This window comes from Micromonospora echinaurantiaca, from assembly GCF_900090235.1.
In the GTDB taxonomy this organism is placed as follows: Bacteria; Actinomycetota; Actinomycetes; order Mycobacteriales; family Micromonosporaceae; genus Micromonospora; species Micromonospora echinaurantiaca.
The window spans coordinates 1968570-1992251 of the sequence record NZ_LT607750.1 but is presented as its reverse complement, the minus strand read 5'-3'; the positions used below and the strand labels follow the sequence as shown (position 1 = coordinate 1992251).

Below are 23682 nucleotides of genomic sequence, written 5' to 3'. Positions count from 1 at the left end.
TCCCCTCCTCAATCGGTCGGTCGGAGGCCGGCGCCGGCGGCCGCCAACTCCTCGATCAGCCGGGCCACCTCGGGTGCGTGGTTCACGTGGCAGAAGTGGTCGAAGTCGTCGCCGGCGGCCACCGTGGCCCGGGGCAGGCGGCGGGCCAGCGCCTCCATGTGCGGGCGGAACATCCCCGGGTCCGCCTCGCCGATGAGGATGGCCGCCGGGATGTCCACGTGCGACAGCGGCAGGTGGCCGCTGGCGACGTACTGCTCGAAGACGGCGAGGAAGCCGACCGGGCCGATCCGCTCGCAGGTGCGGGCGATCATCACCTCGAAGACGTCCGGCGGGGCGGTACGCCGCAGCCGCAGCCGCATCCCGTCGCTGATCTGCCGCTGGAAGGTCTCCCGGGACAGGTCGAAGGTCTCCCAGGTGACCCGGTGCTCGGCCGGGCGGAAGAACGGCGCGGCGAGCACCGCGGCGGTGGCCCGCGGCTCTCCGGCCGCCAGCCGGGCGAGCACCGCGTTCGCGCCGAAGGAGTGGCCGACCAGCAGGAACGGCCGGCCGCCGAGCGCTTCCAGCCCGGCGCCGACCCAGTCCCCCGGGCCGCCGGACCAGCGCCAGCGGTAGTCGTTGCCGGCCCGCCAGGGCAGGTCCAGGGCGACCGTGCGCCACTGCGGCCCGAGACAGCGCGACAGCCGGGTCCAGGTACGCCAGGTGTCCTCGATGCCGTGCACGAACACCGCGCACGGGCCGGTGTCGGTGCCCGGCGAGAGCAGGTGGGCCTGCGGCGACGTCATCCGGTCCCCCTCGACAGCCGGGTGGTGCGGTACCCGTCGTCCGGGTCGCCGCAGACGATCCGGGCGCTGCCGCCCCGCTCGGCGAGCACGGCGGCGGCCACCGCCAACTGGAGGACGCCGAGCGCGCCGTAGCCGGCGCCGACCGCGCCGGTCAGGTCGACCGCGTCGGCGGCCAGGCCGGCCGGGGCGAGCAGCAGGTCCGCTCCCCCGGGCGGCGGCCCGGTCAGTTCCTCGACCGGGCCGAGCCGCAGGTCACCGTCGCGTTCCAGCAGCACGCAGGCGGCCAGCGGGCGCAGCGGCGCGGCGGCGTCGAGCAGCCCGGCGGCGACCGGGTCGGCCGGTTCCGCGCCGACCACCACCACCCGCCGGGCCCGGCCGGCGGACAGCAGCAGCACGCCGAGCGCGACCGCGTCCAGGCCGGCCGGGTGGCCCGAGCAGACCGTCAGGTTGGGGCCGCCCCAGCCGAACCAGATCGCCACGGTGCTGCTGACCACGTTGCTCGACGCGTTCGGCGCGTCCAGCGGGCTCACCGCCCGTACCCCGTCGGTGGCGACCGCGGTGGCCACCGCCGCGACGGTGGCGCAGTTGCCGAGGTTGGTGGCGACCACCACGGCGGTGTCCGGATCCGGTGGCGTGTCCGGGACGCGGCGGCCGGCCCGCGCCGGCCGGCCCAGCGCCCGGTGCACGGCGCAGAGCGCCAGCCGGGTCGCCGGTTCCTTGGCCAGCAGCCCCTTGCGGCCGAGCAGCGTCGCGGCGTCCTCGGGCGGGCACGCCGGACCCGGCTCCCAGCCGGCGAGCCGGGCACCGGGCGGCAGGGCCGGCAGGTGCGCGCTCCACCCGGTGACCGCGACGCCGTACCCGGTCACGCCGCCGCCACCAGGGTGACCGCGTTGACCCCGCCGAAGCCGAACGAGTTGACCTGGGCCACCCGCGCGGCGCAGCGCACCGGCGCGCCGGTGACCAGGCGCAGCGCCTTCGCCTCCGGCAACGGCCGGCGCAGCCCCACCACCGGCGGCACCCGCCCGGCGCGCAGGCACCGGATCGCCACGTCCAGGCTCATCAGCGCCGAGGCGCCGGAGGTGTGGCCGAGCGCCCCCTTGATGCCGGTCACGTACGGGTCGCCGCCGGCCTCGACCAGCACCCGGTGGATCGCCTCCGCCTCGGTGACGTCGTTGAGCAGCGTGCCGGTGCCGTGGCTGACCACCACGTCCACCTCGGACGGGGACCGGCCGGCGCGGGCCAGCGCGTCGGTCATCGCCCGGCTGATGCCGGCCAGCGACGGGGCGGTCTCGTGGTGGGCGTCGCAGGAGAGCCCGACGCCGAGCAGCCGGGCCGCCACCGGCCCGCGCCACGCCCCGGAGACCACCACCACCGCGGCGGCGCCCTCGCCGAGCAGCACCCCGGTGCGGTCGGCGTCGAAGGGCCGCACCTGTTCGGTCGGCTCCTCGGTGACCCGTCCGATCATGGCGAGCATGGACGCGGTCATCGCGTCGGTGCCGGCGGCCACCGCCACGTCGGCCGCCCCGCTGTCGACCAGGTCGGCGGCGAGGGCGAGGGTGTGCCCGGAGGCGCTGCACGCGTTGGCGACGGTGAGCACCGGGCCGAGCCGCGGGGCGGCGGCCCGCAGCGCGCCGGTGAAGTGCAGCCGGGCCGCCCGGACCGGCCGGCCGGACACCGCCTGCCGCTCCACCGCCCGCAGTTCGCGCAGGCCGGTGCCGACCAGCACCGGCACCCGGGCGGTCGCCGGGTCGAGCCCGGCCGCGGCGAGCGCGGCGGTGACGCACCCGGCGAGCCAGTCGCTGGCGGGCAGGTCCGGCTCGTCCGCGCCGCGCGGGGCGGGCAGGTGGTGGGCGTGGGTGACGTTGACCGCGGCCGGGTCGACGTGGCGCAACGGGCCGACGCCGCACTCGCCGGCCAGCAGCCGGTCGAAGGTGGCGGCGCCGTCGCCGAAGCAGCTGCGTACCGCGCTAGCCGCGATCAGTGCCACGGCCCCACCCCCGGACGACGGCGGCGCCCACCGCCCCCTCGCGGTTCTGCGCCACCAGCACCGACAGCTGCCCGTCCAGCCGCGGATCCTGCCGGTGCGCGGCCAGCACGGTGGCCAGTTCCAGCGCGCCCCCGGCGGTGGGGTTGTCGCCCATCGCCTCGTCGACGGCGATCCGCCGGGCCCGGGAGTGGCCGAGCGCCGACTCGACCGCCCGCCACGCGGCGACCCGGGCCGCGCCGTCGTCGGCCCCGCCGATCGCCGCCATCCGCACCTCGCCGCCGTCTACCCCGCAGCGGTCCAGCGCGCCGCGCAGGCAGCCGGCGAGCGCCTCGGCGCGCTCCCGACCCCGGGGGCAGAAGCCCAGCGTCACGGCGAGCACCTCGGCGTCCGGGCCGCGCAGGTGGGTGCCGCCGGGCGGGCGCAGCACGAACACCGCGCCGCCCTCGCCGGCCGGCAGGTCGTCGTCGCGGCCGTGCCGGGACAGCCAGGCGGTGTGCGGGGTGAACTCCTCGACCGCGCCGGCGAGCAGGTAGTCGGCCTGCCGGGAGCGGAAGCTGTTGGCGCACCAGCGCAGCACCGACAGGAACGCCACCCGGCCGCCGGCCAGCGTGGCGTTGACGCCGGTCAGGTTGAACCAGATGGCCGACTGCCCGGCGGCGCAGTTCATCACCGTGTTCGGGAACAGCGCCGGGTTCACCATGTAGGGCGGGTCCTGGGTGAAGGTGTCCACCGCGTAGTCCACCGAGGACCGGACGCTGCCGGCGGTGGTGCCGAGCACCACCCCGATCCGGTGCCGGTTGGCGTCGGTGACCTGGAGCCCGGCGTCGGCCAGCGCCCGGCGGCAGGTGACCACGGTGAGCGCGGTCCGCCGGTCGAAGAAGCTGGTGCCCTTGCGGCCCAGCTCGGCCCGGACGTCGAAGTCGAGCAGGGCGTGCGCGCGCGGCGTGGGCAGCGGGGCGTCGTACCGGCCGGCGACCTCGACCGGCGCCGGCGGCCGGTCGAGCGCCCCGACCAGTGCCGGGTGGTCGGTGCCGGCCGGGCTGGTGACACCCCAGCCGATGATCTGCAGCGCGCTCACGAGACAGCTCCCAGCAGCACGATGGCGTTGTTGCCGCCGAAGGCGAAGCCGTTGTTCTGGGCCACCCGCACCCGGGCCGGCCGGGCGTGGTTGGGAATCGGGTCCAGCCGGGCCATCGCCGGGTCCGGGTTGCTCCAGTTGATGGTGGGTGGCAGGAACCCGCGGGCGATCGCCAGGGCCGCGGCCATCACCCCGAACGCGCTGGCCGCGCCCATGGTGTGGCCGAGCATCGACTTGATCGAGCTGACCGGCGGCACCCGCCCGTCGAAGGCGTCCTCCAGTGCGGCCGCCTCGGTGGCGTCGTTGGCCGCGGTGCCGGTGCCGTGCGCGCAGACATAGTCGATGTCGTCCGGACGGACGCCCGCGTTGCGGTGCGCCAGCCGCATGCACTCGGCGATCGAGGCGGCGTCCGGGGCGACCATGTGCCGGGCGTCGCAGTTCAGGCCATAGCCCAGCACCTCCGCGTAGGGCGTGGCGCCCCGGGCGCGGGCGTGGTCGGCGGACTCCAGCAGCAGCATGGCGCCGCCCTCCGCGGTGATCATGCCGGAGCGGTCCCGGTCGAACGGCGCGCAGGCCTTGTCGGCGACCGCGCCGAGCCGGACGAACCCGGCGTGCGCCCAGCGGCACACCGAGTCCGCGCCGCCGGTGAGCATCACGTCCGCGTCACCGTTGGCCACCAGGTCGTACGCGTAACCCAACGCGTAGTTGCTGGCCGAGCAGGCGGTGGCGAGGGTGACCGACTCCCCGGTGACGCCCAGTTCCTCGCTCACCGCGGCGGCGAGCCGCCCGGCGGGCAGGTGCTCGGCCAGGTCACCGGGGAGCGCCGGGAAGCCGTGGTCGACGATCCGGCGGCCCATCTCCTCGGTCACCTTCGACTCGCCGCTGGTGGTGCCGACCGCCACGCCGACCCGGTGCGGTGGCACCCGGTCGACGCGCAGGCCGGCGTCGCGCACCGCGAGCCGCGCCGCGGCGGCCGCGAAGAGGCTGGACCGGCCCCAGGCGGCGGTGTCGAGCCGGCGCAGGATCGGCTCCGGCTCGAACGCCCGCACCTCACCGGCCATGGTCCGGGGGAAGCCGGCGGTGTCGAAGCTGGTGATGGCGGAGATGCCGTTGTGTCCGCCGCGCAGCCCCGATTCGAACGCCGCCGCCCCGATCCCGATGTTCGACACCGGTCCGAGGCCGGTGATCACCACCCGCCTCATGTCACGATTCGGACCAGCCGGCGTAGCCGGCCGTCACCGCGTACACGGCCTTGAGGTTCTGCATGTTCGCCAGCTCCTGCTGCGGGATCTCGATCTTGTACTTCTTCTCGATCCGGGCGAGCATCTCGATCGCCCGCAGCGAGTCCGCCTCGTACTCCTCCTGGAAGTCCCCGGTGTCGGTCAGCTCCTCCGGCTCGACCTCGAGGACCTCCGCGACGAGTTCCCTGAGCTCCGCCAGACGCGTGTCGCCGTCAGCCATGGTCAACTGCTCCCTCCGATCGGTTGGTGGTCACGTGCCGTCCGGCCGTGCCGGTAGGGCGGTGCGCGGCCGGACGACCGCGGTGAGCGAGCCGTAGGTCGCGATCGGGCGCGAGCCCACGCTGCTGCGGCCGGTGACGAACGCGGCCCCGTCGCTGCGGTGCTCCAGCTCGACGACGTGGCGCACCACGTCGCCCGGGTAGGCCCGCCCGACGAACTCGCAGTCCCGGGCAGCGGCGAGCATGAGCACCTCGTCCGGACGGGTCGCCCCGGCGCTGTGCAGCCAGAGCACCGCCGCGGCCTGGCCGAACGACTCCAGCAGCAGGCAGGACGGGTAGGCGTACGCCTCGACGCCGTCGGCCGGGTCGAGCCCGGCGTAGCACGGCTCGATCCCGGAGACGGTCTTCACGGCGGTCAGCCCCACCCCGGGGCGCAGCTCCTCGACCCGGTCGAGCAGCAGCATGCCGGGCCCGTGCGGCAGCGTCCGGCGCAGCTGCGGGAAGTCGAGTCTCACCCCGACCACCCGCACTCCACCGTCGCGGTGGCCACCCGCACCCCGTCGCCGCGCCGGCAGTCGGCGCGCAGCCGGACCGGGTGCGGCGGCGACACCGCGGTCGCCTCGGCGAGCACCCGCAGCAGGTCGCCGGGGCGCAGCGGCACCAGGAAACGCAGCGACCGCACGGCGGTCAGCCGCAGCCGGCGGCCGTCCGGCTCGCCGAATGCCGCGGCCGCCGCCTGCACCACCGCCTCCAGCACGAACACGCCGGGAAAGATGGTCAGCCCGGGAAAGTGGTCCGGCAGGTACGGGCCGTCGCCGTGCACCCGCAGCTCGCCGGTGATCCGCCGGACGTCGCCGTCCACGATGGCGGTCACCCGGTCGCAGGCGACCAGCGGCCGGACGGCGTCGAGGAGGTCGGTCACAGCACGATCCCCCCGTCCACCTGGAACACCTGGCCGGTGATGTAGGAGGCGTCGGCGGAGAGCAGGAAGGCGACCAGCCCGGCGACATCGTCGGGGGTGCCGAAGCGGCGCAGCGGGATCGACTCGCGGGCCTTGACGCGCAGCCGGTCGGGCAGCCCCGCGGTCATCTCGGTCTCGATGAAGCCGGGCGCCACCACGTTGGCCCGCAGCCCGTACGGGGCGATCTCCTTGGCCAGCGACCGGGTCAGCCCGATGATGCCGGCCTTGGCCGCGGCGTAGTTGGACTGCCCGGCGTGGCCGTACACCCCGGCCACCGAGGAGATGTTCACCATCGCGCCCCGGCGCCGCTTCAGGAACCGGTAGCCGACCGTGCGGCAGACGTTCCAGGTGCCGGTGAGGTTGGTGCGCAGCACGGCGTCCCAGTCCCGCTCGGCCATCAGCACGGTGGTCGCGTCGCGGGTGATGCCGGCGTTGTTGACCACCGCGGTCAGCGGCCCGAGCCGCTCCTCGGCGTCGGTCACCAGCGCGGTCACCGCGGCCAGGTCGCCGACGTCGCAGGCGGCGAAACAGGTCCGGACGCCGAGGTCGGCGACCGCCTTCTCGGTCTGCGCCGCGTCGTCGGCCCGGCCGGCGTAGCAGCCGGTGACGTCGAAGCCGGCGGCGGCCAGCCGCAGCGCGACCGCCCGGCCGATGCCCCGGGACGCCCCGGTGACCAGCACGTGCCCGCTCCCGCCGGCGTCGGGCTCCGGCGCACCCGGCCTGATCCGCTCGCTCATCCGTCCCCCCGGCTTTTCGTGCCGGCCGTCGCCACCACGGAGAACCCGCAGGGCAGCCGGCGTACGGTGGGCGCGCCCAGGCCGGCCTTGGCGGCCAGCGCCGCGAAGCCCGCCTCGGTGCGCTGGCGACCGCCGAACAGGACCAGCATCTTCAGGTCCATCGCCCGGCCGTTGCGGTCGTCGTCGGCGGGCACCTCCTCGACCACGAGCACGCGGCCGGTCGGGCCGGCCGCCGCGGCGCACCGACCGAGGATCTCCCGCGCGGTCTCGTCGTCCCAGTTGTGCAGGATGTCGAAGAGCAGGTAGGCGTCGCCGCCGGCGGGCACCTCGGTCAGGAAGCTCCCGCCGACCACCGCGCACCGGCCGGCCAACCCGGCCTCGGCCAGCCGCCGGCGGGCTTCCTCGGCCACCGGCGGCCGGTCCAGCAGGGTGCCGCGCAGGTGCGGGTGGGCGCGCAGCAGGGCGCCCAGGGTGCGGCCCACCCCGCCGCCGACGTCCACCACGTGCCGCACCCCGCTCCAGTCCAGCGCGGCGAGGTCCGGCACCACCCGGGCGGACTTGGCGGCCATCAGCTCGTCGAAGGAGACCGCCCGGGCCGGGTCGGCGGCCAGGTCGTCCCAGAACGGCCGGTCGAACACCGCCGGGTAGCCCGGCCCGCCGGTGCGCACCGCGTGCAGCAGCCCGGTCAACGCCAGGTCCATCCGGCCGCCGGCGCCGTCCAGGTCGAGCCACTGCCGCAGGTCGCCGGTGGACCGGCCGGTGAGCATCCGGCCGGCCGGGGTGAGCGCGAAGCGGTCCGGCGCGTCCTCCCGGTAGAGGCCGAGGGAGCAGAGGTAGCGCAGCAGCCGACCGAGCGCGTCGGCGTCCGCGCCGGTGGCCAGGGCCAGCTCGCCGGCCGACCGGGGGCCGTCGCCCAGGTGGTCGGAGAGGCGCAGGGTGGCGGCCACCCGGATGGCGAAGGGCGGAAGCACCTCCAGCATCGAGGAGATGTCGCCGCGGCGGAGCGTCATGCCGGCCCCGACCCGGCACCGGCGTCCCCGCTGGAGTAGAGCCGCCCGTCGCACCAGACGTACCGGACCCCGCCCCACTTGATCGCCGAGAAGGCGTCCGGGAAGAAGCCCCGGCCGGGCAGGTTCGCGCTGGTGTTGCAGAGCACCGGCACCCCGCTGCGGGCGTGGTACGCGGTGAGCAGCCGGAACAGCAGCGGATGGTCGGGCCCCACGGTCTGCAACCGGGCACTGCCGTCGGCATGCACGACCGCCGGCACCCGGTCCCGCCACCCGGCGCGCACCTGGTGCTCGAAGAGCATGTACGGGTCGGGGGTGCCCGGGTCGAACACCTCGGGCGCCCGGTCGACCAGGCAGATCGGCGCCACCGGCCGGTACGCCTCGCGCAGCTTGATCCGGTTGAGCCGGTCCTGCATCCCCGGGTCGTCGGCCGGGGCGATGATGCTGCGGTGCCCCAGCGCCCGCGGCCCCAACTCGGCGCGGCCGTGCAGCACCACCACCGGTTCCCGCTCGCGGTGCAGCAGCTCGGCGACCTCCTCGATCTCGCACGGCCGCCAGGTCCAGCCCGCCGGTGGGGCGTCGCCGTAGCCGACCGCGGGCCCGGCGAAGACCGACCAGGTCAGCGCGGAGGTGCCGGTACGCCGGATCAGCTCGGCGCAGGCCGCCCCAATGGCCGAGCCGGCGTCGTTGGGGAACGGCGGCACCCAGACGTCGGAGAACATCCCGCTGGCCCGGATCGCCGAGTTCCACTTGATGTTCAGCGCGCAGCCGCCGGAGAGGCAGAGCGGTTCGCCGGCCGCGGCGTACCGGGCGGCCGGACCGGCGCGCAGGCCGGCCAGCAGCAGCCGCAGCAGGTGCTCCTGGAAGCTGGCCAGCACGGCCGCGTCGGAGAGCCCCAGCGGGGCCAGCTTGCGCAGCACCTGGGCGCTCCAGATGAAGCCGCGGGTCACCTCGATCGGCAGCAGCCGCCGGGTCTGCTCGGTCATCACCGCGATCGCCGCCTCGTCCGGTTCGGCCAGCGCGGCGTACGCCATCGCCTTGCCGGAGATCGGCAGCAGCGCCTCCAGCTGGGCGAAGTCGCCCAGCCCGCCGAGCGAGCGGCGCTGCTCGGCGGAGACCCGGAACGGGGCGAAGTGCGAGGCGAAGACCGGGTAGAGCGCGCCGGCGGTGCCGAGCACCGGGCCGAGCGCGGTCAGCGACCGGGCCACCGGGTCGAACCGGTAGAGCACCGCCGGCATCCCGCCGTCCCACACCAGGATCAGCGCGGGTTGGCCGGTGCGGGCGTACGGGCTGGTGCAGTAGCTGGCCAGGGCGTGGTCGGTGGCGTGCGGGTAGCTGGTGTGCGGCAGCTCCCGGCCGGCCACCGTGAGCCCGGCGCCGGTGATCCCGGTGAGCGCCTCCGGGCTCTCCCCCGGCCCACCGAGCACCGCGTAGCCGGCGAGGTCGAGGGTGACCGCCGAGCCGTCCTCGCGGACCACCTCGGCGCCGGCCCGGCCGTCGCGGGACTGCACCCAGCCGTCCACGCTGACCGCCACCAGGTCGGCCACGTCGACGTCGTGCAGCGCGAGCTGGTGGGCGACGTCGGCGAGGTCGGACAGGTGCGCGTGGCGGCGCCGGTTGTCGATCTTCTCCGCCTCGACGGAGAAGAGCAGCCGGTCTCCGTCGATCGCCGCCACCGCGCCGTCGTGGGTCACCTTCAGGCCGCAGATCACCTGTCGACCGGTCACGCCTACCACCACCCCCACCCGCCGCCGGTGCGGCGCTCGGCGTCGTACGACGCCCCGACGACAATTACCCGTGGAATTGATCAGGCGGCTGACGGATTGCCATTCTTGGCATCCATCTGGCGCAACACGTAGTCCTCGATGTCCTTGATGGACCGGATGTTGCGCGCATTTTCCTCGTCGATGGGCGGCAGGTCGAACTCGTCCTCGAGCGCGAATGCGAGTTCGAGGAGAGCCAGGCTGTGGTACTCGAGATCCTCGACCAGAAGAGCCTCGTCGGTGACCTCAGGCTGCGGGTTCGGCGCGAGGTCCAGGATGATGTCCCGGAGCTGCGTTCTGACTTCTGATTCCGTTCGAGTCGGCACGTCGTGGACGTTAGTTCGACCCTCGCGGATGCGGAAGTGCGCGCGTATTCAGTTGCACAACTCAGTTGTCACCGCGGGTGTAGAGAATTCCCTCCGACCAGACGTAGCGGGTCTGTCCCCAGGCCATGGCCGAGCCGGGGTCGGGGAAGAAGCCCTTGCCCGGGTGGTTGGCGCTGGTGTTGCAGAGCACCGGTACGCCGCTGAGCCGGTGGTAGGCGCGCAGCAGCTCGTAGGTCGGGCTGCTGGTGGCGTCCACGGTCTGCAACCGGGCGCTGCCGTCGACGTGCACGATCGCCGGCACCCGGTCCGCCCACTCCGGACGGACGTCGTGGGCGAAGAGCATGTACGGGTCGCGGGTGCCGGGCGCGAAGACCTCGGCGGCGTGCTCCGCCAGGCAGATCGGCGCCACCGGCCGATACCCCTCCCGGTGCTTGAGCCGGTTGAGGGTGTCCCGCATGCCGGCGTTCACCGCCGGGGCGATGATGCTGCGGTGGCCCAGCGCCCGCGGCCCGAGCTCGGCCCGGCCGCTGACCACCACCACCGGCTCGTTCTCCCGGTGCAGCAGCTCGGCCAGGCCGGCGACGTCGCAGGGCCGCGCCGACCAGCCGGCCGGGACCACCCCGTCCCAGCGGATGCCCGGCCCGGCGAAGGCCGACCAGCGCACCGCGGAGCGGCCGGTGACCCGGACCATCTCGGCGCAGGCGGCGCCGATCGCCGAGCCGGCGTCGTTGGGGAACGGCGGCACCCACACCTCCTCGAAGAGGCCGCTGGCGCGCAGCCCGGCGTTCCAGGTGATGTTCAGGTGGCAGCCACCGGAGAGGCAGAGCGGCAGCCCGGCCAGCTCCGGGGCGTCCCGCAGCGCCGCCCGCACCCCGGCCAGCAGCACCCGGAACAGGTACTCCTGGAACGAGGAGATCACCGTCGCGTCGGGCAGGCCCGAGCCGTCGAGCCGGCGCAGCACCTCCCGCGTCCAGCCGTACATCCGCAGGTGGGTGTCCGCCGGCGGCAGGTCGGCCGTGACCCGCTCCATCACCGCGATGGCGTCCTCGTCCGGCTTGCCGAGCGCGGCGTACGCCATCGCCTTGCCGGAGACCGGGAAGAGCGCCTCCATGCCGAACATCCGGTCCCGGTCGGGGCTGCGCCGGTCCACCCGGAACGGCGGGAAGTGCGAGGCGAAGATCGGGTAGAGCCCGCCCGAGGCGGGGCCGACCCAGCCGACCCGGCGCAGCGCGCCGCCGCGGGGGTCGTACCGGTAGAGGAAGGGCGGCATCCCGCCGTCCCAGACCACCACCAGCGCCGGCCGGTCCCGCTCGGCGAAGGGCGAGGTGCAGTAGCTGGCGAACAGGTGGCCGGCGGAGTGGGTGTAGCTGGCGAAGCCGCCCGGCATCGGGTGCAGCGGCAGGCCGTCGCCGTGCACCGGCCGTACCGGCCCCGCCGGCCCGCCCGGCTCGTCGGAGTACCCGGCGACCGCCAGCGGGTGCGTCCGGCCGTCCCGGCCGCGCAGCTCCACGTACGAGGAGCCGTCCACCCGGGGCGTCCACCCGTCGACCGCGACGTGCGTGACCTCGGCCGGGTCGACGCCGCTGGCCCGCAGCTCGTCGAGGATCTGGCCGGCGTCGGTGAGCCCGCAGTGGCGGGGTGAGTTGCCGATCTTCTCCGCCTCGGTGGAGAAGAGCAGGCGCCCGTCGGTGATCACCGCGACGGCGCCGTCGTGGGTCAGCTTGAGTCCGCAGATGACTGCCGTACCGGTCATGTCGAAGCCTTCCGCCGCGTGGCTGGGAGTGCCGTTCCTCCCCGGCGCCGCGGCGCCCGGCCCGCCGGTTGTTCAAGTGGGCAGTGTCCGCACTCGCTCACCCCGCCCCGCTCGAGCGGGGCGCTGGTCACCGGGCGCGGGTCGCGTCCAGGTGCCACGCAGCCGGAGCGGTGTCATCCTGACCCGCCTGGCCGGCCGCCGACAACGGCCGCAAGATACCGCCATGCCGACCACCGCTGAAGACGACCGACCGGCGACCGGGTCCCGGCTGCTGTCCTGGGTGGAGCGCCCCGGCCCGGGGGTGGTCCGGTTCGCCGCCGCCGGCGACGACTGGGACGAGTGGCCGTACCCCCGGCTGGCCGCCGCGGTGCGCCGGGTGGCGGGCGGGCTGCGCGCCGCCGGGGTGCGGCGCGATGACCGGGTGGTGCTGGTCGAGCCGACCGGCCCGGGCTTCGTCGCCGGCTACTTCGGCACCATGCTCGCCGGCGCGGTGCCGACCCCGGTCGCACCGCCCGCGCTCGGCCAGGACCTCGCCGGCTACCTGGAGCACGTCCGGCACATCGTGGCCACGGCCGCGCCCCGGCTGGTGGTGACCGGCGGGACGCTGGCCGAGCCGCTGCGCCCGGTCGCCGGGGACGCCGGCGTGGTCCGCACCGCCGACCTGCTCGACGGCGCCGACGAGCCGGCCGCCGGCCGGCGCGCCGGGCTGGCCCTGCTCCAGTTCACCTCCGGCTCGACCGGCCGGCCCCGCGCGGTACGCGTGCCGTTCGCCGCGCTCGAGCACAACGTCGCCGCGATCGGCCGGTGGCTGCGCCAGGGGCCGGCGGATCCCACCGCCTCCTGGCTGCCGCTGCACCACGACATGGGTCTGATCGGCTGCCTGCTCACGCCGGTGGCGCACCAGGGCGACCTGTGGCTGCTCACCCCGCAGCAGTTCGTCCGCGACCCGCTGCGCTACCTACGCTGCTTCGGCCAGCGCGGGGCGCGGCTGACCGCCATGCCGACCTTCGGGCTGCGGCACGTGGTCGACCGGGTACGCCCCGAGCAGCTCGCCGGGCTGGACTTCGCGGCCTGGCGGGCGGTGATCGTCGGGGCCGAGCGGGTCTCCCCCGCCGCGCTGGCGGACTTCTGGCGGCTGCTCGCCCCGCACGGGCTGGACCGGCGGGCGCTGCTGCCGGCGTACGGGCTGGCGGAGGCGACCCTCGCGGTGACCGGCGGCGCGCTGGACGAGCCGTGGCGGACGGCCCGGGTGGACCCGGCGCGGATCCCGCTCGGCGGTGCGCCCGGCGGTGGCCCGGCCGCCGCGCCCCTGGTCGGCTGCGGCGCCCCGCTCGACGGCGTGTCGGTGCGGATCGTCGACGACGCCGGCCGCCCGCTGCCGGACGGGCGGGTGGGCGAGATCGAGGTGGGCGGGCGCTGCGTCGCGGCCGGCTACCTCGGCGACCCGGCCGGGACGTCCGCCCGGTTCACCGCCGGCGCCCTGCGCACCGGCGACAGCGGGTTCCTGCACGACGGGCAGCTCTACGTGCTCGGCCGGCTCGGCGACAGCCTGAAGCTGCGCGGCCGCACCCTGTTCGCCGAGGACGTGGAGGCGGCCCTGGAGGCCGCGGGCCTGCCCCGGCACCGGCACACCGTCCTGCTCGGACACGCCGACCGGCCGGTGGCGATGGTGCTGCTGGAGAACGCCGAGCCGGACTGGGAACGGCGGGCCGGCGCGGTCGTCGGTCGACTCACCGAGGGTGCCGAGTTGATCGCGCTCCGCGTTCCCGTCGGTACAATCCTGCGGACCACCAGCGGAAAGCCGAGACGCCGCGTGATGTGGCAGCGCTTCCGCGACGTCAACGGAGGGAGCCACCGTGCACGCTGAGGTCGACGCGCTGGTCATCGGCGCCGGGGTGAGCGGGCTGAGCACCGCCATCTGCCTGCAGGAGGCGGGGCTGCGGGTGCTCGTCCGGGCCACCCAGCCACCGGAACGCAGCACCTCGATGATGGCCTCGGCGATGATCGGGCCCAGCTTCGCCGCGCCGGGCGACCCCGCGCTCGGCTGGCACCGGGAGACCGTCCGCCGGCTCACCCCGGACACCCCCGGCGTACGGGTGCTGGACGGGCGGATGGCGGCCCGGCCGGCGGGGATGGTCCCGCCCGGGGTGGAACGGTTCGAGGGCTACCGCCCGTGCCGCCCGGAGGAACTGCCCGAGGGCTACGGCACCGCGTTCTGGGTCCGCCAGCCGGTGGTCGACATGCCGCCGTACCTGCGACACCTCGCCGACCGGTTCACCGCCGCCGGCGGTCGGCTGGTGCTGGAGCCGGTGCGCTCGCTGGACGAGGCGGCCGAGGTCGCGCCGCTGGTGGCCAACTGCGCCGGCCTGGGCGCCGCGGAGCTGACCGGCGACCGGCAGCTCAAGCCGGTCCGCGGCCCGAAGATCGTGGTGGCGAACCCGGGCATCGAGCACTTCTTCATCGAGGCGCCGCTGGGGCCGATCTGGGCCGGTTTCATCCCGCACGGCGACCGGGTGGTGCTCGGCGGCACCCACCGCGACTCCGCCGACACCACCCCGGACGAGGCGGAGGCGGCCGAGATCATCCGCCGGTGCGCGGTGGTCGAGCCGCGGCTGGCCGACGCGCCGGTGCTGGAGCACTCGGTCGGGCTGCGGCCGGGCCGGCCCGCGCCCCGGCTGGAACTGGAGAAGCTCGGCCGGGCGCGGATCGTGCACAACTATGGCCACGCCGGCACAGGGGTCATGCTGTCGTGGGGATGCGCCAGGGAGGCGGCCGACCTGCTGGTGTCGTGACGCGGGTCGGGCCGGCCCCACCGACCGACCAGAAGGGACATCGGGGATGACGGACTCCCGGCCCGACGAGTCGCAGTTGATCTCGGAAGCCGTGGCGTACGCGGCGGGACTGGACGCCTCGGCGGTCCGCCGGGAACTGTCCGCCCCGCAGGGGCCGCACCGGTGGCCCCGGCACCGGCTCAACGAGGTGGACCTGGAGTGGCGGCGCTGGCGGCTGCGCCGCTGGCTCGCCGCCGACGAGGACCCGCCCGGCTCGATCAAGCTCTTCGAGCGGCTCGCGGTGGCCGCCGGAATGCCGCCGGCGGCCACCGCCCCGCTCGCCACCGAGGTCGGCGGGGCGCTGACCACGCTCAGCTACGACGAGATGTTCCCGCAGGGGCCGCTGATCGCCAAGGCGATGCAGGCCCGGGTGGTGCGGCAGGTCGCCGCCCGGGAGACCGACGAGCAGTACGCGGCCATGATGCTCGCCTCCACCCGCCGCCGGGAGGACTACCTGCGCAAGCTGCCCGACGACACCTGGTGGATGATCGGCGACCTGATCTCGGAGGCCACCCGGCGGGCCTGCGTGGCCGAGATCGCCACCTTGCCGGCCAGCGCCGGCGCCGCGTACGACGGCGGGCTCAGCCCGGGCTGGGACAAGGAGCACGACGCCCTGGTCAGCCGCTCCTGTAACGCCTACCTGGGCGCCGGGCCGACGCTGGTGGCGATCCACGAGGATCCGGCGCTGGTGGCGCAGATCTCGGCGCGGATGGGCCGGCGGATGTACCCGACCCGGTGCACCTACCTGGAGTACCGGCCGGGCGACTTCCTCGGCGTGCACACCGACCAGCCGACCTGCGAGGTGTCGCTGCTGTTCACGGTGGACGGTGAACCGGGCCCAATGCGCTCCTACTTCGACCGGACCGCCACCGGTCCGGCCGCGCTGCACCGCTGGGTGCACGACAACGGCCAGTTCCCCGACGGCGGCCGGGACTTCGTCTACCGGCCCCGGGAGGGCTTCGCGCTCACCGGCCGGGCCGTGCCGCACGCCCGGCTGCCGCAGCAGGAGAGCGCCTTCATCGGCGCGCTGTTCTACAGCGGCCTGGTCTGAGCAGCCACCGCGGTACCGCGGCCCGATCCGAAGCAGCCACCGCGCTACGGGGGTCTGGGCCGCGTAGCCCTCGCGCCACAGCGGGCGGTTCGGGAGCTACCGCGGCCCGGTCGGTGGGCGCCGGCGCACCTGGGCCGCGGTGTACTCGGTCAGCCCCAGCCGGCCACCCTCCAGCCCGATCCCGCTGCACTTCATGCCGCCGACGGGCTGGTCGGGCCCGAGCAGGGCGTGCCCGTTGACCCAGACCGTGCCGCACTCGAGCCGGTCGGCCACCGCCCACGCCCGGTCCGGGTCGGCCGACCAGACCGACCCGCCGAGCCCGTAGGAGCTGGCGTTGGCGCGGCGTACCGCGTCCTCGACGTCCCGGTACGGCACCACCGGCAGCACCGGGCCGAACTGCTCCTGGTCGACCACCGGGTCGCCGTCGTCCACGCCGGTCAGCACGGTCGGGGCGTAGTACAGGCCCGGCCCGTCCGGCGCGGCGCCGCCGGCCGCCACCCGGGCGCCCCGGGACCGGGCCGCGGCCACCAGGTCGGCGATCCGGCTGAACTGCCGCCGGTGCGCCAGCGGCCCCAACTGGGTGCCCTTGGTGGTCGGGTCACCGACCCGGGCCGCCCGAGCCCGGTCGGCCAGCGCGTCCACCAGCCGGGCGTGCAGCCGCCGCGGCGCGTACAGCCGTTTGATCAGGACGCACGCCTGCCCGTTGTTGGCGAACGAGTCCCAGAACAGCCGCTCGGCCAACTCGTCCGGGTCGGCGTCGTCGAGCACCACTGCCGGGTCGTTGCCGCCCAGTTCCAGCACGTACCGCTTCAGGTCGCCGCCGGCCCGGGCGGCGACCCGGCGGCCGGCCGGCACCGAGCCAGTGAACGTGACGTGTGCGGGCACCGGGTGGGCCACCATCGCCGCGCCGAGCGCGTCGTCCCCGCTGAGCACGTTCACCAGGCCCGCCGGCAGCACGCCGGCGAGCACCCGGCCCAGCTCCAGAGTGGCCAGCGGCGCGTACGGGGACGGCTTCAGCACCACCGCGTTGCCGGCCCGCAGCGCCGGGGCCAGCTTCGCCGCGGCCACCGCCACCGGGAAGTTCCACGGCGTGACGGCGGCGACCACCCCCAGCGGGCGCCGGACCAGCTCGGCGTAGCCGCGCCGGTCGTCCTGGAGCACCTCCGGAGGCAGCTCCAGGTCGGCGTGGTGGCGCAGGGTGGCCGCGGCGGCGTACGCCTCGCCGACCGCCAGCGGCAGCGGCTTGCCCATCTCGGCGGTGACCAGCGCGCCGAGCCGCCCCGCGGCGGCGCCGACCGCCTTGGCGGCGGCGCGCAGCCCCGCGCGCAGCGCCGTCTCGTCGGCGCTCCACTGGCGCCACGCGCCGGCCGCGGCCCGCATCGCGGCGTCCACCTGCCCCGGGGTGCAGACTGGCGCCCGCCCGCAGACCGCGCCGGTGGCCGGGTTCACCACCTCGACCTGCCGGTCGCCGGGCACGTCGGCGCCGTCGATCGTCATCGGCACCGGCTCCATCACGCCGCCCCGGCCAACGCGGCGACGTGGATCGACGGGTACGTCGGCGCGAAGCCCAGCCCGGCCCGCGCGGCCGTGGTGTCCACCTCGCCGCCGAACTGGTCGGTGTCCAGCACCGGCGCGTCGGCCGACTCGCCGTGCGGCAGCGTCACCTGCCCGGCCAGCTCGGCCAGCTCGGCGGCGGTCACCGGGGCGTCGTCGGCGATGTTGAACACCCCGGTCGCGCCGGCCGCCAGCGCGTGCAGCACGCTCTGCCGCACGTCGGCGTGGTGCACCAGGTGCAGCCGTTGCCCGGCGGGGGCGCGGCGGGCCCAGGCGAACGCGTCCACCAGATGCGGGTCACCCTCGCCGTAGGTGTAGGCGACCCGCAGCACGCACACCCCCAGCGGGCTGTCGACGTAGCCGGCCACCGCCCGTTCCGCGCCCAGCTTCGCGGCGGGAAACGGCGCGCCGGCCGGGTCGCGCAGCGGGTCGTCCTCCCGGGTGGCCCGGCCGGGCGTCGGTCGGTAGATGAGGTAGCTGCTCAACTGCACGAACCGGTGGGCGCCGGCGGCCAGCGCGGCGGCGGCGAGCCGGTCGGTGGCCAGGTGGTTGAGCCGGTCGGCCTCCCGCGCGTCGATGCCGGTGAACGCGCTGGCGATGTGCACCACGGCGTCCATCCCCTCGACCGCGCGCCGGCAGGTGTCCGGGTCGGTGAGGTCGCCCACCACCAGGTCCCGGTTGCCGCCGGCGGGGCCGCCCGCCGGGTTCCAGACGGCCAGCCGCAGCCGCAGCCCCCGGGCCCGCAGCAGCGGGATGAACCGAGCACCGACCCGGCCGGTGGCGCCGGTGAGCAGTACGGCGGTCATCGGACGGCCGCCAGCTCGTCGGCGCCGTCGAACACCGGCCGCCCGCTGGCGGCCAGCCGTTCCAGCAGGGTGACACCGTGCCCGGTCGGCGGCATGGCGAGCATCTCCCGGCGCAGCCGTTCGGCGTTGGCCCGGTACAGCGGCTCGTCGAGCACGGCGCGGACCGCGGCGCGGACCCGCGCCGGGTCGAGGGTGCGGTGGTCCAGCCGCACCGCGGCGCCGGCCGCGGCGAGCCGGTGCGCGTGGTACGGCTGGTCCACCGCCACCGGGATCGCGACCATCGGCAGGCCGTGCCGCAGCGCCCCGACGGTGGTCAGGTAGCCGGCGTGCTGCACCACCGCGGCGCTGCGGGACAGCACCGCCTCCTGCGGGATGTAGCGCGCCGCGTGGATGTTCGGGCCGAGCGCGGCGAGCGGGGCCGGGTCCACCCCGGACCCGACGGTCATCACCACCGACACGTCCTCGTCGCGCAGCGCCTCGGCGACGGTGGCGAAGAGCGGCCCCACCTGGTTGAACGCGGTGCCCATGGTGACGTAGACGACCGGCCGGTCGGGCAGCGCGGCGAGCCAGGCCGGCACCTCGTCGCCGACCTGGTAGAGCGGCGGCTGGATCAGGTGCGCCACGTCCGGCTCGGCCGGGCCGTCGAACCAGCTCAGCGGGTTCGCGGTCAGCGGCTGCCAGCTCGGCAGGTACGCGTCGAGGTAGAGGTACGGGTAGAGCCGTTCCAGTCCCGGGTCGGCGGGCAGGCCGAGCCGGCGCCGCGCCGCGTTCCACGGTTCGGCCATCACCTCGGCGAGCACCGGCCGAGGCAGTCGCGGCAGCTGCCCGAGGGCCGCGTACGGCACCCCGGCCGCGTCGGCGGCGAGCGGCGCGGCCCACTCCAGCGACTCGTGCAGCACCACGTCCGGGCGCAGCTCGCGGAGCAGGTCGACCAGGCCGGCCACCATCGAGCCGGTGGCCAGGCTCATCAGCCGCAGCCGTCGCCGCGGGTCGTCGAAGGCGCCGGCCCGGGGGCCGTCGGCGAGCCAGGCCGGCCCCACCTCCCGGACGGCGAACCCGGCGCGGGTCACCCAGTGCCCCATCCCCCGGCCGGTGGCCACCACCACCTCGTGCCCCGCGTCCACCGCGGCCCGGGCGAGCTGGGCGACCGCGTGGAAGTGGCCGACCGCCGGCTGACACGTGACGACGAGTTTCATGCCACCGCACCTCCCTGGCGCCAGTCCTCGCGGTATCCGCGAGCGGTGATGCCGGCCACGCAGCCGGCCAGGTCGCGTCCTCGGGAGCCGCGCACCACGGCGTCCGGCCGCCCGCCGCCGGCCACCTCGGCGACCACCGCGGCGGTGGCCCGGGCCAGCTCCGCCACCTCGGCGTCGCCGACCCGCCGGAAGCCCAGGTCGTTGGTGCCGATCCGGATGCCGCTGGTCTCCGCGGCCGGTCGGGGGTCGCGCGGGACGAGGTTCATGTTGACCAGCACGCCGAGGCGGCGCAGCACGTCGGCGACCTGCCGGCCGGTGACCGCCACCGCGCGCAGGTCGGCCAGGACCAGGTGGCTGTCGGTGCCGCCGGAGACCACCGGCACCCCGTGGTCGGCCAGCGCCCCGGCGAACGTCCGCGCGTAGCGCACCACCCGGCGCATCGCCGCGGCGAACTCCGGGCGGGCGGCGAAGCCCAGCGCGACCGCCTTGGCGGCGATGCCGCCGAAGTCCGGGGTGCCCTGGAAGCCGGGGAAGACCGCCCGGTCCAGCGCCCGGGCGTCCAGCCGGGACGACGCCCCGCGCAGCAGCAGGCCGCCGCGCGGCCCGCAGAGCTGCTTGTACGTCGAGGTGGTGATCACGTCGCAGTGCGGCACCGGTGACGGGTGCGCGCCGGCGGCGACCAGCCCGCTGACGTGGCTGACGTCGGCCATCAGCAGCGCGTCCACCTCGTCGGCGGCGGCCCGGAACGCGGCGAAGTCCAGCTGCCGGGGGTACGCCGAGCCGCCGCAGATCAGCAGCCGGGGCCGGACCTGCTTGACCAGCACCGCCAGCGCGGCGTGGTCGATCAGGCCCCGCTCGTCGACCTCGTAGTAGCTGGCGGTGACCCGCTTGGCGATGCTGGCGCCCCGGGAGACGTGAGTCAGGTGCCCGCCGTGGTCGAGTTCCAGGGCCAGCACGGTGTCGCCCGGGTCGAGCAGGCCGTAGAGCACGGCGAGGTTGGCCGCCGAGCCGGAGAGCGGCTGCACGTTGGCGTGCGGGGCGCCGAACAGCCGCTCGGCGCGCCCGCGGGCCAGCTGCTCGACCTGGTCGACCACCTCGGTGCCCGGGTGGTAGCGGCCGCCGGCGTAGCCCTCGGCGGTCACCGAGCTGAACAGCAGCGCGTGCGCCACCAGGGCGGCCGGCAGGGTGGGGCTGGCCGCGGCGACCAAGTTCAGCGTGCCGCGCTGGCGGCGCAGCTCGGCGTGGGCGAGGCGGACCAGCGGGGCGTCCCGCCGGTCCAGCGAGACCAGCGCGTCGGCGCACCAGGCGCGCACGGCGGCCAGGTCGGCCCCGTCGGCCAGGCCGGCCGGGGCGTCCAGGCCGGTCACGGCGTGGCCCAGGCGTCGGTGCGGGCGCGCAGCCGCCGGACGATCTCGCCGACCAGGGCCCGGCGGTGCGGTTGGAGGAAGAAGTGGTCGCCGGGGAAGACCCGCACCTCGCAGCCGGCGGTGGTGACGGTCCCCCAGCCGGGCAGCACGGCGAGGTCCACGTCCGGGTCCGCGTCGCCGCTGACCGCGAGGACGGGACAGGTCAGCGGCGGACCGGCGGACGGCCGGTAGGTCTCGCTGAGCCGGTAGTCGGCGCGCAGCACCGGCAGCACCAGGGCGCGCAGCTCCGGGCTCTCCAGCACCGCCCGGCTGGTGCCGCCGGCCCGGGCGACGTCCGCCCAGAGCGCGTCGTCGTCCATCAGGTGCACCGCCCGGGACGGGTCGAACGGCGCCTGGCGGCCGGAGACCACCAGCAGCGCCGGCGGCGCGCCGGCGGTCACCAGCCGGCGGGCCACCTCGTAGCCGACCGCCGCGCCGAGGCTGTGTCCGAACAGCACCAGCGGCACGTCGGTGGCGCGCAGCACGTCGGCGTACCGGTCGGCCAGCTCGCCGAGGTCGGTGACGGGCGGCTCGCGCAGCCGGTCCTCCCGGCCGGGGTACTGCGCGGCCAGCAGCTCGACGTCGGCCGGCAGCTCGTCGGCCCAGGGCCGGAAGAAGCTGGCGCTGCCACCGGCGTGCGGAAAGCAGGCCAGCCGCGCGGTCGCCACCGGCACCGGCCGGTAGCACTGGAACCAGGGCGCCGCCGCCCGGCCCGGATAGGCGTTCACGTCAGCACCTCGTGCTCCCCCTCGATCAGGTCCCCGGCCGCGAGGAACCGCGGCTCGTCCCGGCGGACCAGCTCCACCGGGCCCAGCAGCTGGGTGATCTCCCGGGTCAGCTGGCACAACCCGAGGTGGTACTGCCCGTCGGTCATCGGGTCCGCCCCGCGGGCCACGTCGTCGGTGAGCCGCCGCACCGCGACCCGGACCGCCTCGGGCCAGAGCGTGTCGAGGGTCTGCGCCCAGCTCGGCGCGGCCGGTGGCCCGATCGGGGTGGTGCCGGCGAGGGCGAGGTGGTCGACGCCGAGCCGGTCGAAGCCGGCCGCGCCGGCCGCCTCCCGGGGCAGGTGCGGCCGGACGGTCCAGAGCACCGGGCCGGTGCTGGAGACCAGGGTCAGCTGCCCGCCCTCGGTGCCGATGGTGATCCGGTGCCACAGGTGGGCGTGGTTGTCCGGCTCCCGCGGGTCCATCTGGTGCTGCACCCGCAGCGTGGTGGGCACTCCGGCGAACACCCCGTCGAGGCTGCGGAACGGCACGTCCAGCGGGGTCAGGGCGCGCACCGCCGCCGGCAGCGGGGCGGGCGGCGCGAATCCCCACGGTCGCAACCGGCCGAGCGCGGCGCCGAGCACGTCGAGCAGCGGGTAGAGCACCTGCACGCTGCCGGCCGCGTCCACGAAGAGCGGCGGCTGCCGGCGCAGCAGCGCCCGGGCCGCGGCGACGAACCGGCGCACCGGCGCCACGTGCACGTGGTGGCTGTTGAGCCGGTACGCGACCCGGTTGGCCCGCGCGGCGCGCAGGCACCCGGCCAGCTCGTCGGCGTGCAGCGGGTGCTCCTGCAGCACGTGGATCCCCCGGGACATCAGCGCCTGGGCCAGCCGGGCGCCGGGCCCGCCGGTGATCGCCGAGCCGACCACCACGCAGGCCACCGTGACGTCCCCGGGCAGCTCGTCGGGGTGCCGGTAGAGCGGCACGCCCCACCGGCGGGCGCAGGCGGACGACCGGTCGCTGCCCCGGGCCAGGATGCCGGCCAGCTGCACCGGTGACTCGGGCGCGGCGAGCCCGGCGAGGTAGACGCGGCCGAACCCGGTGCCGCAGACCACCGCCCGGGGCCGGGTCACAGCACCCCCTCCTCGACCGTCGCGGCGTCGGCGGCCGCCCCGTCGAACAGGTCGAACGCGCGCACCACCCCGGTGGCCCGCAACGCCTCGACCAGTTCGGCGGCGGCGAGCCCCTCGGCGGCCAGGTGCGCGCCCGGCGGCACCCGGCCGGCGAGCACCTGCGCCGCGGCGAGCGCGCAGACCGTACCGGTGATCTCGGAGGTGTCCGCCGAGCGCAGCACCAGCGTGCGGGTGCGCTCGTCCCCGTCCGGCCCAACGCCGCCCAGCTCGAAGACCAGCAACTGGTACGGACGCTTGCCGAACATGTCCAGCTCCGCCGCGGCGGCCAGGTCTCGGGCGGCGGCGCTCAGGTCGCCCTCGCCACTCATGGCGCCCTGCAACCGGCTCAGCGTGGCCATCATCGCCGCCCCGCCGTCGAAGACCGCGTGCCAGCGCAGCTCGGTGAGCCCGAGCTGCACGGCGAGCCGCTCCCCCTCGTAGCCGAGGTAGGGGTAGGCGGTGACCCGGCCCGGGAAGAAGGGCAGCTCCACGTCGGTCAGCGCCCCCGCCGCCCGGGTGACCCGCCGGCCGTCCAGCCAGACCGCCTGCGACTCCTCGTCCCGGGTGCGCAGGCTGAGCAGGTAGTCCACCGCGCCGGCCGGAGTCAGCCGGTCCATCACCCCGACGTGGACGACCAGCCGGCGGGGCCGGTGGAACTCGGTGGCGGCGAGCCAGCGGGGCAGCAGCCCGGTCAGCCCCGGCATCAGGCCGGCGGTGACCAGCGCGGTCCGGCCCTGTCCGGTGAGCCCGAGCGGGGTGAGCCGGTCCAGCAGGGGCAGGTCACCGCCGGCGTCTACGTAGTCGGCGCCGGCGGCCAGGGCCGCCCGGGCCACCCGGTCGACCACCAGGTACGAGGCGGCGCTGGCGTTGACCACCAGCCGGCAGCCGGCGCAGAAGCGGCGCAGTGCCGCGTCGTCGTAGACGTCCACCGCCATCGCCTCGGCCCGGCCGGCCAGCTCGCGGCGGACCAGGTCCTCGGCGGCGGCCAGCCGGCGACCGCCGATCCGCAGCCGGTACTCGGGCCCGAGCAGCCGGTGCAGCCGGCGGGCCGCCGCGCCGCCCACCGCGCCGGACCCGCCGACGACCCCGATCAGCGCGCTCACCGGCAC

General features: G+C 76.2%; 23 protein-coding genes. 3 read left to right on the top strand and 20 right to left on the bottom strand.

Going from position 1 to position 23682, the window contains the following annotated elements; genetic code table 11:
• Nucleotides 1-8: 8 nt before the first annotated feature.
• From GA0070609_RS09050 to GA0070609_RS08985, 13 genes are all read right to left on the bottom strand, one after another.
• Nucleotides 9-782, bottom strand: coding sequence for an alpha/beta fold hydrolase (locus GA0070609_RS09050; RefSeq protein ID WP_088993397.1), 774 nt, complete (start codon nt 780-782; stop codon nt 9-11).
• A complete protein-coding gene (locus GA0070609_RS09045) occupies nt 779-1648 on the bottom strand; it encodes a beta-ketoacyl synthase N-terminal-like domain-containing protein (protein WP_231928595.1) in 870 nt (289 codons plus the stop codon). The genes GA0070609_RS09050 and GA0070609_RS09045 overlap by 4 nt, the downstream gene beginning before the upstream one ends.
• Complete coding sequence (locus GA0070609_RS09040; RefSeq protein ID WP_088993396.1) at nt 1645-2769, bottom strand: beta-ketoacyl synthase N-terminal-like domain-containing protein; 1125 nt, start codon at nt 2767-2769, stop codon at nt 1645-1647. The genes GA0070609_RS09045 and GA0070609_RS09040 overlap by 4 nt, the downstream gene beginning before the upstream one ends.
• Nucleotides 2750-3847: a beta-ketoacyl synthase N-terminal-like domain-containing protein gene (locus tag GA0070609_RS33825; RefSeq protein ID WP_197700240.1), complete on the bottom strand. Its 1098-nt coding sequence runs from the start codon at nt 3845-3847 to the stop codon at nt 2750-2752. Before GA0070609_RS33825 ends, GA0070609_RS09040 begins: the two co-directional genes overlap by 20 nt.
• Nucleotides 3844-5049 carry a beta-ketoacyl-[acyl-carrier-protein] synthase family protein gene (locus GA0070609_RS09025; protein WP_088993394.1) on the bottom strand — a complete coding sequence of 402 codons (1206 nt, stop codon included), beginning with the start codon at nt 5047-5049 and terminating at the stop codon, nt 3844-3846. Before GA0070609_RS09025 ends, GA0070609_RS33825 begins: the two co-directional genes overlap by 4 nt.
• Before the next feature lies 1 nt (nt 5050).
• The gene (locus tag GA0070609_RS09020; protein ID WP_088993393.1) at nt 5051-5308 is read right to left on the bottom strand and encodes an acyl carrier protein; all 258 of its coding nucleotides are present in this window, start codon (nt 5306-5308) and stop codon (nt 5051-5053) included.
• 30 nt (nt 5309-5338) lie between these two features.
• A complete protein-coding gene (locus GA0070609_RS09015; protein ID WP_231928594.1) occupies nt 5339-5830 on the bottom strand; it encodes a 3-hydroxyacyl-ACP dehydratase FabZ family protein in 492 nt (163 codons plus the stop codon).
• A complete protein-coding gene (locus tag GA0070609_RS09010; protein WP_088993392.1) occupies nt 5818-6228 on the bottom strand; it encodes a FabA/FabZ family ACP-dehydratase in 411 nt (136 codons plus the stop codon). The genes GA0070609_RS09015 and GA0070609_RS09010 overlap by 13 nt, the downstream gene beginning before the upstream one ends.
• Nucleotides 6225-7004 carry a 3-oxoacyl-[acyl-carrier-protein] reductase gene (gene fabG / locus GA0070609_RS09005; protein ID WP_088993391.1) on the bottom strand — a complete coding sequence of 260 codons (780 nt, stop codon included), beginning with the start codon at nt 7002-7004 and terminating at the stop codon, nt 6225-6227. Before fabG ends, GA0070609_RS09010 begins: the two co-directional genes overlap by 4 nt.
• Nucleotides 7001-8014, bottom strand: coding sequence for a methyltransferase (locus tag GA0070609_RS09000; protein ID WP_088993390.1), 1014 nt, complete (start codon nt 8012-8014; stop codon nt 7001-7003). The genes fabG and GA0070609_RS09000 overlap by 4 nt, the downstream gene beginning before the upstream one ends.
• On the bottom strand, nt 8011-9738 hold the full coding sequence (locus tag GA0070609_RS08995) for a carbamoyltransferase N-terminal domain-containing protein (protein WP_088993389.1): 1728 nt from the start codon (nt 9736-9738) through the stop codon (nt 8011-8013). The genes GA0070609_RS09000 and GA0070609_RS08995 overlap by 4 nt, the downstream gene beginning before the upstream one ends.
• Before the next feature lie 80 nt (nt 9739-9818).
• A complete protein-coding gene (locus GA0070609_RS08990) occupies nt 9819-10100 on the bottom strand; it encodes a phosphopantetheine-binding protein (RefSeq protein WP_088993388.1) in 282 nt (93 codons plus the stop codon).
• 61 nt (nt 10101-10161) lie between these two features.
• Nucleotides 10162-11853 (bottom strand): carbamoyltransferase C-terminal domain-containing protein, encoded by a 1692-nt coding sequence (locus tag GA0070609_RS08985; RefSeq protein ID WP_088993387.1) that lies wholly within the window; start codon nt 11851-11853, stop codon nt 10162-10164.
• A 223-nt stretch (nt 11854-12076) separates the two neighbouring features.
• On the opposite strand from GA0070609_RS08985, the gene GA0070609_RS08980 reads away from it, so the two are divergent.
• The 3 genes from GA0070609_RS08980 to GA0070609_RS08970 are packed head-to-tail and all read left to right on the top strand — an operon-like array spanning nt 12077 to nt 15735.
• The gene (locus tag GA0070609_RS08980) at nt 12077-13720 is read left to right on the top strand and encodes an AMP-binding protein (protein WP_088993386.1); all 1644 of its coding nucleotides are present in this window, start codon (nt 12077-12079) and stop codon (nt 13718-13720) included.
• Nucleotides 13710-14645: an FAD-dependent oxidoreductase gene (locus GA0070609_RS08975; protein WP_197700239.1), complete on the top strand. Its 936-nt coding sequence runs from the start codon at nt 13710-13712 to the stop codon at nt 14643-14645. Before GA0070609_RS08980 ends, GA0070609_RS08975 begins: the two co-directional genes overlap by 11 nt.
• A 46-nt stretch (nt 14646-14691) precedes the next feature.
• Nucleotides 14692-15735 (top strand): hypothetical protein, encoded by a 1044-nt coding sequence (locus tag GA0070609_RS08970; RefSeq protein WP_088993385.1) that lies wholly within the window; start codon nt 14692-14694, stop codon nt 15733-15735.
• 96 nt (nt 15736-15831) lie between these two features.
• Here GA0070609_RS08970 and GA0070609_RS08965 read toward each other — a convergent pair whose 3' ends face one another.
• The 7 genes from GA0070609_RS08965 to GA0070609_RS08935 are packed head-to-tail and all read right to left on the bottom strand — an operon-like array spanning nt 15832 to nt 23676.
• On the bottom strand, nt 15832-17232 hold the full coding sequence (locus tag GA0070609_RS08965; protein ID WP_231928593.1) for an aldehyde dehydrogenase family protein: 1401 nt from the start codon (nt 17230-17232) through the stop codon (nt 15832-15834).
• A gap of 14 nt (nt 17233-17246) precedes the next feature.
• The gene (locus GA0070609_RS08960) at nt 17247-18095 is read right to left on the bottom strand and encodes an NAD-dependent epimerase/dehydratase family protein (RefSeq protein WP_088993383.1); all 849 of its coding nucleotides are present in this window, start codon (nt 18093-18095) and stop codon (nt 17247-17249) included.
• The gene (locus GA0070609_RS08955; RefSeq protein WP_088993382.1) at nt 18092-19291 is read right to left on the bottom strand and encodes a glycosyltransferase; all 1200 of its coding nucleotides are present in this window, start codon (nt 19289-19291) and stop codon (nt 18092-18094) included. Before GA0070609_RS08955 ends, GA0070609_RS08960 begins: the two co-directional genes overlap by 4 nt.
• Nucleotides 19288-20658, bottom strand: a complete 1371-nt coding sequence (locus tag GA0070609_RS08950) for a serine hydroxymethyltransferase (RefSeq protein WP_157748089.1) — start codon at nt 20656-20658, stop codon at nt 19288-19290. Before GA0070609_RS08950 ends, GA0070609_RS08955 begins: the two co-directional genes overlap by 4 nt.
• Nucleotides 20655-21425, bottom strand: a complete 771-nt coding sequence (locus GA0070609_RS08945) for a thioesterase II family protein (RefSeq protein WP_088993381.1) — start codon at nt 21423-21425, stop codon at nt 20655-20657. Before GA0070609_RS08945 ends, GA0070609_RS08950 begins: the two co-directional genes overlap by 4 nt.
• On the bottom strand, nt 21422-22534 hold the full coding sequence (locus GA0070609_RS08940; RefSeq protein ID WP_088993380.1) for a Gfo/Idh/MocA family oxidoreductase: 1113 nt from the start codon (nt 22532-22534) through the stop codon (nt 21422-21424). Before GA0070609_RS08940 ends, GA0070609_RS08945 begins: the two co-directional genes overlap by 4 nt.
• Nucleotides 22531-23676 (bottom strand): saccharopine dehydrogenase NADP-binding domain-containing protein, encoded by a 1146-nt coding sequence (locus GA0070609_RS08935; RefSeq protein WP_172899314.1) that lies wholly within the window; start codon nt 23674-23676, stop codon nt 22531-22533. The genes GA0070609_RS08940 and GA0070609_RS08935 overlap by 4 nt, the downstream gene beginning before the upstream one ends.
• Nucleotides 23677-23682: the final 6 nt, after the last annotated feature.